The sequence below is a fragment of the Polymorphobacter sp. PAMC 29334 genome (assembly GCF_019431245.1).
Classification (GTDB): Bacteria; Pseudomonadota; Alphaproteobacteria; order Sphingomonadales; family Sphingomonadaceae; genus Polymorphobacter_B; species Polymorphobacter_B megasporae.
The window spans coordinates 3,080,354-3,094,456 of record NZ_CP080243.1 but is presented as its reverse complement, the minus strand read 5'-3'; the positions used below and the strand labels follow the sequence as shown (position 1 = coordinate 3,094,456).

Below are 14,103 nucleotides of genomic sequence, written 5' to 3'. Positions count from 1 at the left end.
CGAAGTCCACACGAAGCGCGGGTATTTTGCGGTCATCTTGGAGCGACGTACCACCGGTGCTGTCTGACCTGCGCATTGCCGGAAGTCCACGAAGTCCACACGAAGCGCGTGTTTTTGCGGGCGACCATTTCGTGATGACAGCCTGCTCGAAAAAGCGGCGCGTCGGCGGAAGTCCACGATGTCCGGAGGCGGCGGAGGTGTTTTTGAACGACCCGTCGGTGAGCTCGAAGAGGCGGCGCGACGGCGGAAGTCCACGAAGTCCACACGAAGCGGGACTAGTTTGCAGCAGTCTTTCAACCCGGCCTAGTCCTGCGCGACCGAGCGGGTCGCGATTGGCGCGGTGAAGGTCGTCGATCATCATCCAGCGAGGCTAAGCCATTCAACTGCCTGTAGGACAGGCTTTTCGCGCGCGACTCTGTCACCACGACCCGCAACTCTTTGATCGCAACCAACGTTACTAATTCGATAATATTGCGCGGGTGCGGAGGGTCGGTCGATGGGGACAGAGGATTGGCGTCGCCGCCGCGCCGAAGAGCTTTTTGGGGCCGATCGCGGTCCGGGTCAGCACCCTAATCGTCGGGCCGCCGGCAATGACCGTCGTGTCGCGGGCAACGACGGTGTCCTGCCGATGGCAGCGACTGCGGGCCAGACCGGATCGCCGTCGCCGACCGCTCTCGAGCGACCGGCCGCGCCCGCATATCGCGCTCGCCCGGCCGCGAGCGCCGCGGCTGCAGCGACGCCTTCGGTTGCATCGCGTCCGGGGTCGACGCCGGTTGCCGCACCGGCATCGTCCCGGCGCTTCCCGATTTTATGGACACTGCTCGCGGCCGTCGCTTTAGTCGCGGCGGGCGCGGTCGGTTGGCTGGTGCGAGGCAATACCGGTACGCCGGTCGCGTCGCCTCCTGCACCGGTCGAGGCACCAGCCGCGCCGGTAGCGTCGCCCGCACTACCGCTCGCGCGCACGCCTTCGCTGCCGACAACGACCAGATCATCGGAGCCAGCAACGAATGCGCCGCCCATAACCGAAGCGCCGACGAGCGCCGAGCGCCCAGCCGCGCCCGCGCCATCCTCGACGCCGCCTGTCACTGAGCAGCCGCTCCCTGTTCTGAAACGCATCCCGAGCCTGCAGACCGGCGAACGTGCACGGTCCCGCGAACGGAGGCTCGAGGAGCGCACAGTGGAAGCGCGGCGCGCGGTCGTGCCGGTCGTCGCGACGCCCAATCGCGCCACACGGACCATCCGTCAGCAGAGCGCGGCGCAGGCACCCGGCTTCAATTGCCGCCGCGCGCGCAACGACATCACCGCGGCGATCTGTTCCGACGCCGGGCTGGCGGCGCTCGACCGGCAGCTGACGTCGCGATTTGCCGCGCTTGACCGCAGCGCCGATCCGGCCACGGTGCAGCGGATCCATCACGGCGAGACGACTTTCCTGAATGCCCGGCAGACGTGTCCCGACCGCGATTGTATCGCCGACGCCTATCGCCTGCGTCTGCGCGAGCTTGACGAGGTCGGCCGCTAGCGGGCAACGCGCGGGGCGATGACCGTCGCGCTCGTCCATCATCCCGACTATGTCGCGCCGCTGCCGCCGGGGCACAGCTTTCCGATGGATAAGTACGGCTTGCTGATGGTCGCGCTCGAGCGACTCGCTGCGGATTTCGAGGCGCATACCCCCGATCCGGCGCCGCGCGCGTGGATCGAGGCGGTGCACGAGCCCGCCTATGTCGCGGCGGTGTTCGACGGCACGCTGACCCGGGAACAGGAGCGGCGGATCGGCTTTCCGGTGACCGCGGCGATGGTCCGGCGATCACGACTTGTCATCGGCGGGACGTATCTCGCGGCGCGGATCGCGGTCGAAACGGGCTTTGCCGCCAACACCGCCGGGGGGAGTCATCATGCGCTGCCCGATGGCGGGGCCGGGTACTGCATCTTCAACGACCTCGCCATCGCCGGCGCGCAATTGCTGGCGGAGGGCCGGGTGGCGACGCTCGCGGTGGTCGACCTCGACGTTCATCAGGGCGACGGGACCGCCGCGATCTTCTCCGGGCGTAACGACGCGGTGACCTTCTCGATGCACGCGGCGAAGAACTTCCCGGTCCGCAAACAAGTTTCGACGCGCGATGTCGCGCTGCCCGACAAGATGGGGGACGACGACTATCTCGCGGTCCTTGCCGACGAGCTGCCCGCATTCCTCGACACATATTGTCCCGGGCTGGTGCTGTATCAGGCCGGGGTCGATCCGCACGCCGACGACCGGCTCGGACGGCTGTCGCTGAGCGACGACGGGCTCGCCGCGCGTGACCGCTTTGTCGTCGAGACGTGCGCCGCGCGCGGCATTCCGGTCGCGTCGACGCTCGGCGGCGGCTACGGCGCCGACCGCGAGGCGGTCGCGATGCGGCATGCGCGGTCGATAGTCGCGATGGCCGACGCGCTGGGCCACGTTACAGAAAAACTACTTGGACCCGCCGCGCCGCGGGGAGTAGACCGCCTCGCATCATGACATCCGGAAACTGTTAATGGCGACTGCGCTGCAGACTGTCGACGAGCCGACGACCAAGCCCGCTCCCCCGAAGACCCACTCCGAAACTATGGTCGTCCGTTTCGCCGGCGATAGCGGCGACGGCATGCAGTTGACCGGCGGGCAGTTCACACTGTCGACTGCGCTCGCGGGCGACGACTTCTCGACCTTCCCCGACTTCCCCGCCGAGATCCGTGCGCCGCAGGGGACAACCTTCGGCGTCTCGGCATTCCAGATCAACTTCGGCGCGAACGGCATCGAGACCGCGGGCGACGAACCCGACGTGCTCGTGGCGATGAACCCGGCGGCGCTCAAGACCAATGTCGTCGATCTGCGCCCCGGTGGCTTGGTCATCATCGACAGCGGCGAGTTCACCGCGCGCAACCTCGCCAAGGCGGGCTATACGGCGAACCCGCTCGAGGATAACAGCCTCGCCAAGTGGCAGGTGATGGCGTTCGACATCAGCCGCCAGACCCTTGAAGCCGTCAAGCCGTTTGGGCTCGGCAACAAGGAAGCGCTGCGCTGCAAGAACATGTGGACACTTGGCCTCGCGCTGTGGATGTTCGACCGCGAGCGCGATCCGCTGATCGAGTGGCTGAAGAGCAAGTTCTCGAAGAACCCGGTCCTCGCGCAGGCGAACGCGGCGGCGCTCAATGCCGGCCATGCGTACGGCGAGACCGCCGAATTGGACGGCCCGCTCAAGCAGTTCGCGGTCGATGCGTCGCCGTCGGCTCCGGGATTCTACCGCACCGTGACGGGCGGCGAGTCACTCGCGCTCGGGCTCGTTGCCGGGGCGCAGCTCGCCAACCTGCCGATGTTCTTTGGTTCGTACCCGATTACGCCCGCCTCGCCGATCCTCCACGCGCTGGCGCGGTTGAAGGAGTTCGGCGTCACCACCTTCCAGGCGGAGGACGAGATTGCCGCGATCGCATCGGCGATCGGCGCGAGCTATGCCGGCAGCCTCGGCGTGACGTCCTCGTCCGGCCCCGGCATCGCGTTGAAGGGCGAGGCGCTCGGTCTTGCGATCATCACCGAACTGCCGCTGGTCATCGTCAACTCGCAGCGCGGCGGCCCGTCGACCGGCCTCCCGACCAAGACCGAGCAGAGCGACCTGTACCAGGCGGTCTATGGCCGCAACGGCGACGCGCCGCTGGTCGTGATCGCCTCGCGGTCGCCGTCGGATTGCTTCGAGGTCGCGATCGAGGCATGCCGGCTGGCGACGCAGTTCATGACCCCGGTGATGGTCCTGACCGACGGCTATATCGCCAACGCCGCCGAGCCGTGGCGCGTCCCCGACATGGCGAGCTTCGCGCCGTTCCCGGTCAAGTTCCACACCGAGGTTCCCGCCGAGGGCCGGATCAACCCGTACAGCCGCGACCCCGACACGCTCGCGCGCGTCTGGATCAAGCCCGGCACCCCGGGCCTGACCCACCGGATCGGCGGCATCGAGAAGGGTGTGAAGACCGGCAACATCAACTACGAAGCCGACAACCACCAGGCGATGACCGACATCCGCCGCGACAAGATCGCCAACATCGCGCGGCACATCCCGCTTCAGGACGTCGACCAGGGGCCGTCGTCGGGCAAGCTCGCGATGGTCGGCTGGGGCTCCACCTACGGCCCGATCCGCAAGGGTGTCCAGCGCGCCCGCGCGAAGGGGCTCGACGTCGCCCACATCCACATCCGCCACATCTGGCCGCTGCCGTCGAACCTCGGCGAGCTGCTGCGTGGCTACGACAAGGTGATCGTGCCCGAGATGAACACCGGGCAGTTGAAGACCGTGCTGCGCGACCAGTATCTCGTCGACTGCCAGCCGCTCAACAAGGTCAGCGGCCACCCCTTCAAGATTTCGGAGATCGAGGCGGCGATCGACGCGGCGCTCGCAGGGAACGACCGATGAACGACATGACCCGCATCACCGTCCCCAAGGACTGGGAGACCGATCAGGAAGTGCGCTGGTGCCCCGGGTGCGGCGACTATGCGATACTGAAGGCGGTCCAGCGGACGATGCCCGAGATCGGGACGCCGCCGGAAAAGACGGTGTTCGTTTCCGGCATCGGCTGCTCGTCGCGCTTCCCGTATTACATGGAGACGTACGGCTTCCATACGATCCACGGCCGCGCACCCGCGGTGGCGACGGGGATCAAGCTGGCGAATCCCGAGCTCGATGTGTGGATCATCACCGGCGACGGCGACGGGCTGTCGATCGGCGGCAACCACATGCTTCACCTGCTGCGTCGCAACCTCGACTGCCAGGTCTTGCTGTTCAACAACGAGATCTACGGCCTGACCAAGGGGCAGTATTCGCCGACCTCGCGGATCGGGACGCGCTCGCCGTCGACCCCGTTCGGCTCGGTCGACCGCCCCGCGTCGCCGTGCGGTTTCGCGCTCGGCGCGGGCGCGCGCTTCATCGCGCGGACGATCGACACCGCGCAGAAGACGATGCCCGAGATCCTCAAGCGCGCGCACGGCCACAAGGGCACGAGCTTCGTCGAGATCTTCCAGAACTGCATCGTCTACAATGACGCGGTGTTCGACGCCTTCACCGACAAGAAGGCCGCGCCGATGAACCAGCTCAATGTCGTCCACGGCCAGCCACTGGTCTTCGGGGCCGGCACAAAGGGAATCGTGTTCGACGCCGCTGCGATGGCGCTCAAGGTGGTCGATATCGTCGACGGCGACACCTCGGCGCTGATGGTCCACGACGAGATGAACCGCGTCCAGGCGCAGCTGCTGATCGACATGGAGTTCGGTCCGTTCCCGATCGCGCTCGGCGTCATCTGGTGCAACCCGGCGCCGTCGTTCGAAGCTGCGGTCGTCGAGCAGAATATCTCGGCGAGCGTCGGCAAGCCGACCGACCTCAACGCGCTGATCCGCAAGGGCCAGAGCTGGGAGATCGCGGCGAAGGAACTCCACGCGGTTTGAACGGCCACCCCGGACAGGGCATGTCCGGGGTTTAGCCGGGGGTTTTCAGGCATCGCGCGCGTAACCGCGGGAATGCTGCAGATGGTCGATGATCCCGCAATCCTGATGTCGCGCGTCGCCACCGGCGATCGGCGCGCGTTCGAAGCGCTGGTGAGCCGACTCTATGGCCCATGCCTCCGCATCGCGACGCGCGTCCTCAACGATCGCAGCGAGGCCGAGGACGCGCTCCAGGGCGCACTGACCAAGATGTGGACCGAAGCGGCGCGCTTCGACCCTGCGCGCGGGTCGGTCGACGGCTGGTTCCGCCGCATCCTCGTCAACCAGTGCCTCGACCGCCGCCGCCGTTTCAAGGTCGTCGCGCCGATCGAAGCGGCGGCGACCGTCCCGAGTGACCTGCCCGATCCGTTCGAGGCGAGCGTCGCCAATGCCCGCGCGCGCCGCGTCGATGCGGCGATGGCGAGCCTCAATCCGCGCCAGCGCACCGCGATCACACTGTTCCACGGCGAGGGCGCGAGCATGGCCGAGATCGCGGTGATCCTCGAGACGACGCCCAAGGCGGTCGAGGGATTATTGGCACGGTCGCGTATAGAACTTGCTAGGTTGCTCGACAGCGACCGACCCGAAACCCGGAACCCCCATGACTGAGCCCCTGCCTTTTTTTCACGATCGCGCCGCCGAGATCATCGCTGCTTACGGCGGCGATACGGCGCGCTGGCCCGATGCCGAGTGCGCGACGGCGCTGGCGGTCATCGCGGCCGACCCTGCGCTGACGGCGGCGCTGGACGAGGCACGCGGGCTCGATGTCGACCTGACGAATTGGGCACGCCGCCCGGTGCCGGTCGGCGATGCGCGGACGGCAGCGGCAGTCGCGATGCGGCCGACCCGTTTCGTCATGCGCTGGGCCGCCGGCGGGAGCATTGCTGCGTCGCTTGCGGCGGCGATCGTCTTGCTGACGCCCGCTCCGATCACGCCGTCGACAGCTGCGCCGCGCACCGCGGCGGTAACGACCTTATCCGACGAGACCGCGTTCGAGCAGGTCTTCACGCCCACTCCCGACGAGGAACATTTGCTATGAAGCGCGTTCTTGCCGCCCTGTTGCTGCTCGGGGCGACGGCTCCCGCGATGGCGCAGATGCCGCCGCCGCCGGGTGATTCGATGCCCGATGGTCCCGGGCCCGGTGGCCGTTCGATGCGCGGGCCGCACGGAATGCAGCAGATGTTCGCCTCGATGAGCCCGGCCGGCCGGGCGACGATGATGGCGGCGTTCAAGAGCGCCGACCCGCGGATGTCGCATGAAGCGAGCAACGCCGCGCGTGACCGGATGCTCGCGGTGCTCGATGCCGACCGGCTCGATCCGGTCGCGTTGAAGCGCGCGATGGACGAGGAGCGAGAGGCTTCGAGTGCCGCGAAGCTGAAGCAGCAGGGCGCGATGCTGGTGGCGTTCCAACAGCTTTCGGTTACCGATCGCCGCGCTTTCGTGGCGGATGCGCGCGCGATGCGGGCGCGGATGGACGCCCGGATGGCCGAGATGCGCAAGCGTGGCGGCGGCCCTGATGGAATGATGCCGCCCCCGCCGATGGAGTAGGTCCTAGGGCCGGTAGCCGGTCTGCGTCGCGATCCGGTTCCAGATAGCTTTAGCGAGCAGCGCCGCGATTGAACCGGGCTTCCCACCTCCTATCGCATGCCCGTCAATCCGAATGACGGGCAACACCGGCACCGTCGTCGAGGTGATGAACGCCTCATTGGCACCCCGCGCTTCGTCGAGACTGAACGGTCGCTCGACCAGCGGTATTCCCGCAGCAACCGCCGCCTCGATCACCGCCGCGCGCATGACGCCCGGGAGGATGTGCGGCGACTGCGGATGAGTGACGATCGTGCCGGCATCGACGATCCACGTGTTCGTCGAACCGCCCTCGGTGACGGTGCCGTCGTCGCGCACCAGCCACGCCTCGAATGCACCGGCGTCGCGCGCCTCCTGCTTTGCCAGCACGTTCGCGAGCAGCCCCGTCGTCTTGATATCGCAGCGCCCCCAGCGCTGGTCGGCGACGCTGATCACCGCGACGCCTTTCGACTGTTGCGCGACGCGCTGCGCGAAATCGAACGGGCGGACGGTCATCACCAGTGTCGGCGCGCGTGCGCTGGGGAAGCCATGGTCGCGCTTCGCCGTCCCGCGCGACACCTGGATATACAGCAATGCCTCGGTCACCCGGTTCGCCGCGATCAGCCGCTTCGCGACGAGGCTGAGCGCCGCGTCGGCCATCGGCGCGGCGATGCTCAGTTCGCCGAGGTTGCGCCCCAGCCGTGCGAGGTGGAGCGGCCAGTCGAGCAGCCGCCCGTTGAGGACGGCGCACACCTCATAGACGCTGTCGGCGAACTGCAGCCCGCGATCCTCGACCGGGACTGACGCACTGGCGAGCGGGATAATCTGGCCATCGACATAGGCGAGACGCGGCATTTGGCGCTTTCACGGTTGCGGAGAGTTGGGGGTAGACCGCGCCGGAGAGGGAGACAATATGGCCGAGCCGCAGATCATCTGGTTCCGTAACGACCTCCGCCTTGCCGATCAGGCGGCGGTGCGCGCGGCGGCAGCGGCGGGGCCGGTAATCGCGGTCTATGTCCTCGACGACGAGACGCCGGGCAAATGGCGGATCGGCGCGGCGCAGCGGTGGTGGCTGCATTACAGCCTCGTCGCGCTCGCCGCCGATCTCAAGAAGATGGGCGGGGCGCTGGTGTTGCGGCGCGGACGTCCCGCGGCCGAACTTGCCGCGGTGGCAAAGGCGGCGAATGCGACCGCGGTCCACGCGCTTCACCACTACGAGCCGTGGGCGGTGACCGAGGAGGCGGCGGTTGCGAAGGTGCTCGACCTGACGCTCCACGACGGGGCGTATCTCGCGCCGCCGGGGACGACAAAGTCGGGGTCGGGAACGCCGTACCGTATTTTCACCCCGTTCTGGAATGCGCTGCAGCACGCGATGCCCCCTGGCGATCCCGAGCCCGCGCCGATGATCCGCTTTGCCAAGCCGCCCAAGAGCGACGACCTCGACGACTGGAAATTGCTGGCGGCCGATCCCGACTGGTCGGGCGGGTTCGACGTCTGGACTCCCGGCGAGGCGGGGGCGCACGCCGCGCTCGACACATTTGCCGATGTCGCCGCCGACTATGAGCACGGCCGCAACTATCCCGCCAAGCCGCTGACCTCGCGCCTGTCGCCGCACCTCCACCACGGCGAGATCAGCCCGGCGCAGGTCTGGGCGGCGATCAGCGGGCGCGGCGAGGGGCCGGTCAGCTACCGCCGCGAGATCGGCTGGCGCGACTTCGCGATCAACATCGTCCAGCAATTCCCGCGCCTCGGCGACGAACCCAACCGCCCGCAATTCGCCGACTTCCCGTTTCGCGACGACCCGAAGGGGCTGCGCGCGTGGCAGCGGGGGCGGACCGGCTACCCGATCGTCGACGCCGGAATGCGCCAGTTGTGGACGACCGGCTGGATGCACAACCGGGTGCGAATGATCGTCGCGTCGTTCCTGACCAAGCACCTGCTGATCGACTGGCGGCACGGCGAGCGCTGGTTCTGGGACTGCCTCGTCGATGCCGATTACGGCAACAACAGCCTCGGCTGGCAGTGGATCATGGGCTCCGGCGTCGACTCGTCGCCGTTCAACCGCATCTTCACCCCCGTCGGGCAGAGCGAGAAGTTCGACGGGGGCGGGGCGTATATCCGCGAGTGGGTGCCCGAATTGGCAAAGCTGCCCGACGACGCAATTCACGCGCCATGGGACGCATCGCCGATGGCGCTGAAGGCGGCGGGGGTCGACCTCGGCAAGACCTATCCGCACCCGATCGTCGATCATGCCAAGGCGCGCGCGCGTGCGCTGGCGGCGTATGCCGAGACGAAGGGGTGAGCGGCGAGCTCGACCGCTTCGTCGACGCCCAGCGCGACACTTATGCCGCCGCGTTCGCCGAGTTGAAGCGCGGGCGCAAGACGAGCCACTGGATGTGGTTCGTGTTCCCGCAGATCGCCGGGCTCGGCCACAGCCAAACCGCGAAATTCTATGCGCTGCAATCGCTCGACGAAGCGCGGGCGTATCTCGCGCATCCGGTCCTCGGACCGCGGTTGCACGAGTGTATCGCCGCGCTCGCCGCGCTGCCACCCATAACGGCGGACGCGGTGTTCGGCGGGATCGATGCGATCAAGCTGCGGTCATCGCTGACGCTGTTCATCGCGGCGGGCGGTGGCGATGACGTCGTCGCCGCGCTCGACCACTGGTACGGCGGGCGATCCGACGACGCCACGCTTGGGCTGCTCGGGTCGTGAGGCGATCGCGCCGTTGCGGTCCGCGCGGGCGTCGTTAATAGCCGCGCGATGGACATGCCGACTTCACGGGGCGCGCACCTCGTCGCGCGCGACCGTCGCCTCGCGCTCGGCGGCGGGCTGCTCGGGCGCTTTGCCGCCGGGCGGGCCGAGGCGGTGGTGGCGCGGATCGATGCCGGGCTAGCGACGGGGTCGCTCGACGCGACATTGCCCGATGGCCGGCGGGTGCTGCTCGGCGGCCGGGCACCGGGGGCGGCGGCGGCGATCAGCTTGCGCAACTGGCTGCCCGTCGTCCGCCTGATGCTGTCGGGATCGGCGGGGTTCGCGCGCGCGTATTTCGACGGCGACTGGACCTCGCCCGACCCGGTCGCGATCTTTGAATTGTTCGTTGCCAACCGCACGACCCTTGGCAGCGCGGCACGAGCGCAAGGCGCGACGCGGCTGCTCAACCGGCTGGTCCGCGCGGTCGAGGAGCGCGTGCATTCGCGCCGCAACATCGAATTTCACTACGACCTCGGCAACGACTTCTACGCCGCTTGGCTCGACCCGGGCATGACCTATTCGAGCGCGCTGTTCGACGGCACCGACGACCTCGAGGCGGCGCAGACCGCGAAGATCCGCGCACTGCTCGACGCGGTCGGGGTCAAGCCGGGCGACCGGCTCCTCGAGATCGGTTGCGGCTGGGGCAGCCTCGCCGAAATCGCGACGCGCGACTACGACGCGACCGTCCACGGCATCACCCTCTCGGCCGAGCAGCTCGCTTACGCCCGGGCACGGGTGCCGGGGGCGACCTTCTGCCTCACCGACTATCGCGCGGTCACCGGCACCTACGACCATGTCGTCAGCGTCGAGATGTTCGAGGCGGTCGGCGAGCGGAACTGGCGGACCTTCATGGACGTCGTCAGCGCGCGGCTCCGCCCGGGCGGACGCGCCGGGCTGCAGGTCATCACCATCGCCGACGACGTGTTCGACGCCTATCGCGCCTCGACCGACTTCATCCAGGCGTACATCTTCCCCGGCGGCATGCTGCCGAGCCCGAACCGCCTGCGCGGCGTGGCAACAGCGGCGGGATTCAGGGTCGCCGCCGAGCGTAACTTCGGCGGCGACTACGCGCGGACCCTCGCGTGCTGGCGTACACAGTTCGATGCGGCAGCGGTGGCCGGGCGGCTGCCCCCAGGCTTCGACGATCGTTTCATAACCCTTTGGCAGTATTACCTGATGTATTGCGAGGGCGGGTTTCGCGGTGGCGGGCTCGATGTCGTACAGACAGTGCTGACAATTGTCTGAACTCGTACAGACCGCGTCCGTAACGAGGCGCGTAGCAACTCCACATGGTGGAGTACCGCTTCTACTTTCTCGACCACGAGGACAAGATTCTTCGCCGGGAGGATGCTGTCTGCGCGGATGATCCGTCGGCGGTCGCCACTGCAACCAAGCGCGACCATGCCCATTCGATCGAGATCTGGGCGGGCAAGCGGATCGTCGCGACGGTTTTGCCGGGGCGGACCCGGCACGAGGACTAGGACCGTAGCGCCTCGATAGGGCTGAGTTTCGCCGCGCGGGTCGCGGGATACCAGCCGAAGAAGATGCCGATCGACGCCGACACCGCGAAGGCGACCATCACCGCGCTCGGCGTCACGCTGGTGTCGAAGCCGATCGCCCCGCTCGCCAGCGTCGCCAGCCCCCAGCCGAGCGCGACGCCGATGCCGCAGCCGAGTAGCGACAGCATCAGCGCCTCGAGCAGGAACTGTAGCCGGACCGCGGCGCGGCTCGCCCCGATCGCCATGCGGATGCCGATCTCGCGCGTCCGCTCGGTCACCGACACGAGCATGATGTTCATGATCCCGATCCCGCCGACGACGAGGCTGATCGACCCAATCGCCGCGAGCAGCAGCGAGATCGCCGCCGTCGTCGACGACAATGTGTCGGTCACCGCAGTCAAATTGTTGACGGTGAAATCGTCCGGCGCGGTCTTGTCGATGTGGTGCGCCCGCCGCAGCAGCGCGGTGATCCGCTCCGACACGTCATCGAGGTTCTCGGCGGCGTCGACCCCGACCGAGATCGCGCGGATCGACCGGCGGAAGGCGTTACCCTGCAACTGGCGGAGCGCGGTGGTCAGCGGCACGATGATGACATCGTCGCGGTCGATTCCGCCGAAGCCCTGGCCGCGCCGCGCCATGATGCCGATGACGGTGAAGCTGATGCCCTTGACGCGGACGCTCCGCCCCATCGGGTCGTTGGCGCCGAACAGATTGTCGGCAACCGAATGGCCGATCAGCGCGACACGCGCGCCCGCACGGTCCTCCATGTCGGAGAAGGTCCGCCCATCGTCGGGGCGCCAGTCCTGCACGGTGAAATACGACGGGGTCGTGCCGGTGACGGTCGTCGCCCAGTTCGACGCCCCCGCAACCGCTTGCGCCGGAATCTGCGTCGACGGCGCCGCCGCGACGACGTTCTTGAGCCGGGCGATCTCGTCGCCGTCCTCCAATCGCAACGTCGCCCCGGTCCCCGCGCCGCTGTTGAAGCCGCCCTGCTTGCTCGAGCCCGCAGTGACGATCAGCATGTTCGAGCCGAGCCCCGAAATCGCGTCGGACACCTGCTTCTGCACGCCCCCGCCGATCGCCAGCATCAGGATCACCGCGGCGACGCCGATGATCATGCCGAGCATCGTCAACGCCGACCGCAGCCGGTTGGCGACGAGCGCGGACCACGCCTCGGCCAGCATCGCGTCGATCATCGCTCGACCTCCCACTTGCCGGTCGCACGGCGGTAGATGGCGACGGTGCTCACCTGGACGACGTCCTTTTCCCAGAAAATCTGACCGCCGATCCCGCCACCGTATTCGAAGACCCGGCTTTCGGCGACAATGCGGTCCTCGGTAAGCGAGGTCAGGCGGGCGAACGCCGGGATGATGCCCTGATCAAACCACGGACGTTGCCAGCGCCTTGGCGTGTAGAGCTCGAGCTGCTCCTTGCGGTCGGGCGAGGTGTAGACGCTGATCAGGTGCGAGCCGCCAGCGAGCCACACGCCGAGAAAGGTGCCTAGAAGCATTCCGGCGGCGAGTGCCGCCGTCACGCCGCGGGCGATCAAGCGTCCGCCTCGACGGTAACTGCCGTCGTCAACCCGCGGCGTCGGCAACGCTGCCGCATTCACGCGTCTACCTCCCAGCGCCCGGTCGACCGGCGGTAAAGGGCGACGCTGCCGACCTGGACGAAATCGCGCCGCCAGATGACCCCGGCGCTGCCGCCGCCGATGTCGACGACCCGGCTTTCGCCGACAACGGCGTTGTCGCCCGTCGTCGTCAGGCGGATGACGACGGGCATGATGCCGGAATGAAAATACGGTCCCTGCCAGCGCGCCGGCGAATAATATTCGAGCCTCTCGCGGCCATCAGGCGAGACGACGATCCCCTGGAGCGTTGATCCCCCGGTCGCCCAAATCCCGAGGTACGCGCCAACAGCCATGCCGGCGAGAACAGCAGCGTACCACAGGCTCCTCATGGCGCGACCGTCACGACGACCGGTGCGGGCAGCTTCTTCCGCTCGACATCGCTATGGACGAAGAAATCGCGACCCTTTCCGAACATCTGACGATATTCGTTGAATGAACCGTTGCTGACGTAATAAAAGTTGCCGCGGCTCCAATCACCATCGTTGTCAGCAGTTTTGGGATCGATCGGAATTCCGATCGGCGGGAATAGCACTTTCTGGACGCCGTAACGGCTCCAGAAGCCCAGCGGTTGGGAGCCGATGAAATCATAGGTGTCGCGCAAATAGGTCCCGACCTCGTCGATCGCGAGCCGGTATTTTCCATCGGCTTGCGGCGTGACCATTCCGGTGACCGCGAGCTTGACCGAGCCTTCGCCGATCGCAGCATAAAAATCGTCGAGCGGATCCCAGACGCCGCTGGGGACCGGGTCCAAATTCATCTGACACGTCGCTTCGATCGTCGCGACCGAGGCACCAAGGTCGCCGAAGCGGAAACTACGCGTCCGATCAGCGGGGTGGGAGAGAAACCACGCCCGGAACTGTTCGCTCAGGCGGTTGACGCCTCGTTCCAGGCGAGGCGGCGTCGACCAGCTGTTGAGCAGATGATGCTGGGCACTGGTGAAACGGCCGAAGCCCGATGCCCATCGCATCGTCGCGAGCCGGATGTCGATCTTATCGCCGGAAATGGCCGCGATCGAAACATCGCCGCGCTTTTCCGGTATCGTCATCGTCCATGCGTCGCCGCTGAACCAGCGGTCCATCATCGCCGCGCCGACGGTCATGCCGCGGAGCCGCATCGTCGCCGGGATATCGCGGATCGTGAACGGCATTCTTTGCTCCCCCTCTGCGCGATAACGCGCAGTT

General features: G+C 67.5%; 17 protein-coding genes. 11 read left to right on the top strand and 6 right to left on the bottom strand.

Annotated features, from left to right (window positions below; all coding sequences use genetic code 11):
• Window positions 1-561: 561 nt before the first annotated feature.
• Window positions 562-1,086 carry a hypothetical protein gene (locus KZX46_RS18335; RefSeq protein WP_219775176.1) on the bottom strand — a complete coding sequence of 175 codons (525 nt, stop codon included), beginning with the start codon at window positions 1,084-1,086 and terminating at the stop codon, window positions 562-564.
• 91 nt (window positions 1,087-1,177) lie between these two features.
• Here KZX46_RS18335 and KZX46_RS18330 point away from each other — a divergent pair, with 91 nt between their 5' ends.
• From KZX46_RS18330 to KZX46_RS18300, 7 genes are all read left to right on the top strand, one after another.
• Window positions 1,178-1,519 carry a lysozyme inhibitor LprI family protein gene (locus KZX46_RS18330; protein ID WP_219775175.1) on the top strand — a complete coding sequence of 114 codons (342 nt, stop codon included), beginning with the start codon at window positions 1,178-1,180 and terminating at the stop codon, window positions 1,517-1,519.
• Between the two features lie 18 nt (window positions 1,520-1,537).
• Window positions 1,538-2,497, top strand: coding sequence for a histone deacetylase (locus KZX46_RS18325; RefSeq protein ID WP_219775174.1), 960 nt, complete (start codon window positions 1,538-1,540; stop codon window positions 2,495-2,497).
• A gap of 16 nt (window positions 2,498-2,513) precedes the next feature.
• The gene (locus KZX46_RS18320) at window positions 2,514-4,415 is read left to right on the top strand and encodes a 2-oxoacid:acceptor oxidoreductase subunit alpha (RefSeq protein ID WP_219775173.1); all 1,902 of its coding nucleotides are present in this window, start codon (window positions 2,514-2,516) and stop codon (window positions 4,413-4,415) included.
• Window positions 4,412-5,440: a 2-oxoacid:ferredoxin oxidoreductase subunit beta gene (locus KZX46_RS18315; protein WP_219775172.1), complete on the top strand. Its 1,029-nt coding sequence runs from the start codon at window positions 4,412-4,414 to the stop codon at window positions 5,438-5,440. The genes KZX46_RS18320 and KZX46_RS18315 overlap by 4 nt, the downstream gene beginning before the upstream one ends.
• Window positions 5,441-5,521: 81 nt before the next feature.
• Window positions 5,522-6,085, top strand: coding sequence for a sigma-70 family RNA polymerase sigma factor (locus tag KZX46_RS18310; RefSeq protein ID WP_219775171.1), 564 nt, complete (start codon window positions 5,522-5,524; stop codon window positions 6,083-6,085).
• Window positions 6,078-6,515 (top strand): hypothetical protein, encoded by a 438-nt coding sequence (locus KZX46_RS18305; protein WP_219775170.1) that lies wholly within the window; start codon window positions 6,078-6,080, stop codon window positions 6,513-6,515. Before KZX46_RS18310 ends, KZX46_RS18305 begins: the two co-directional genes overlap by 8 nt.
• On the top strand, window positions 6,512-7,024 hold the full coding sequence (locus KZX46_RS18300) for a periplasmic heavy metal sensor (RefSeq protein WP_216709937.1): 513 nt from the start codon (window positions 6,512-6,514) through the stop codon (window positions 7,022-7,024). Before KZX46_RS18305 ends, KZX46_RS18300 begins: the two co-directional genes overlap by 4 nt.
• A 3-nt stretch (window positions 7,025-7,027) precedes the next feature.
• Here the strand turns inward: KZX46_RS18300 and KZX46_RS18295 are convergent, their stop codons facing one another.
• Entirely contained in the window at window positions 7,028-7,894 is an 867-nt protein-coding gene (locus tag KZX46_RS18295; RefSeq protein WP_219775169.1) for a D-amino-acid transaminase, read from the bottom strand.
• Between the two features lie 58 nt (window positions 7,895-7,952).
• Between KZX46_RS18295 and KZX46_RS18290 the strand changes: the two genes are divergently transcribed.
• From KZX46_RS18290 to KZX46_RS18275, 4 genes are read left to right on the top strand one after another with little or no spacing between them, the layout of a single operon-like run.
• On the top strand, window positions 7,953-9,341 hold the full coding sequence (locus KZX46_RS18290) for a deoxyribodipyrimidine photo-lyase (RefSeq protein ID WP_219775168.1): 1,389 nt from the start codon (window positions 7,953-7,955) through the stop codon (window positions 9,339-9,341).
• The gene (locus KZX46_RS18285) at window positions 9,338-9,754 is read left to right on the top strand and encodes a DUF1810 domain-containing protein (protein WP_219775167.1); all 417 of its coding nucleotides are present in this window, start codon (window positions 9,338-9,340) and stop codon (window positions 9,752-9,754) included. The genes KZX46_RS18290 and KZX46_RS18285 overlap by 4 nt, the downstream gene beginning before the upstream one ends.
• Before the next feature lie 54 nt (window positions 9,755-9,808).
• Window positions 9,809-11,038, top strand: a complete 1,230-nt coding sequence (locus KZX46_RS18280) for a class I SAM-dependent methyltransferase (protein ID WP_370647486.1) — start codon at window positions 9,809-9,811, stop codon at window positions 11,036-11,038.
• 44 nt (window positions 11,039-11,082) lie between these two features.
• Entirely contained in the window at window positions 11,083-11,274 is a 192-nt protein-coding gene (locus KZX46_RS18275) for a hypothetical protein (RefSeq protein WP_219775165.1), read from the top strand.
• Here KZX46_RS18275 and KZX46_RS18270 read toward each other — a convergent pair.
• From KZX46_RS18270 to KZX46_RS18255, 4 genes are read right to left on the bottom strand one after another with little or no spacing between them, the layout of a single operon-like run.
• Window positions 11,271-12,488: an ABC transporter permease gene (locus tag KZX46_RS18270; protein ID WP_219775164.1), complete on the bottom strand. Its 1,218-nt coding sequence runs from the start codon at window positions 12,486-12,488 to the stop codon at window positions 11,271-11,273. The two genes, KZX46_RS18275 and KZX46_RS18270, sit on opposite strands and share 4 nt — an antisense overlap.
• Window positions 12,485-12,841, bottom strand: coding sequence for a hypothetical protein (locus tag KZX46_RS18265; RefSeq protein ID WP_219775163.1), 357 nt, complete (start codon window positions 12,839-12,841; stop codon window positions 12,485-12,487). The genes KZX46_RS18270 and KZX46_RS18265 overlap by 4 nt, the downstream gene beginning before the upstream one ends.
• A gap of 59 nt (window positions 12,842-12,900) precedes the next feature.
• Entirely contained in the window at window positions 12,901-13,251 is a 351-nt protein-coding gene (locus KZX46_RS18260) for a hypothetical protein (protein WP_216709929.1), read from the bottom strand.
• Window positions 13,248-14,069 carry a DUF6402 family protein gene (locus KZX46_RS18255; protein WP_219775162.1) on the bottom strand — a complete coding sequence of 274 codons (822 nt, stop codon included), beginning with the start codon at window positions 14,067-14,069 and terminating at the stop codon, window positions 13,248-13,250. Before KZX46_RS18255 ends, KZX46_RS18260 begins: the two co-directional genes overlap by 4 nt.
• Window positions 14,070-14,103 lie beyond the last annotated feature (34 nt).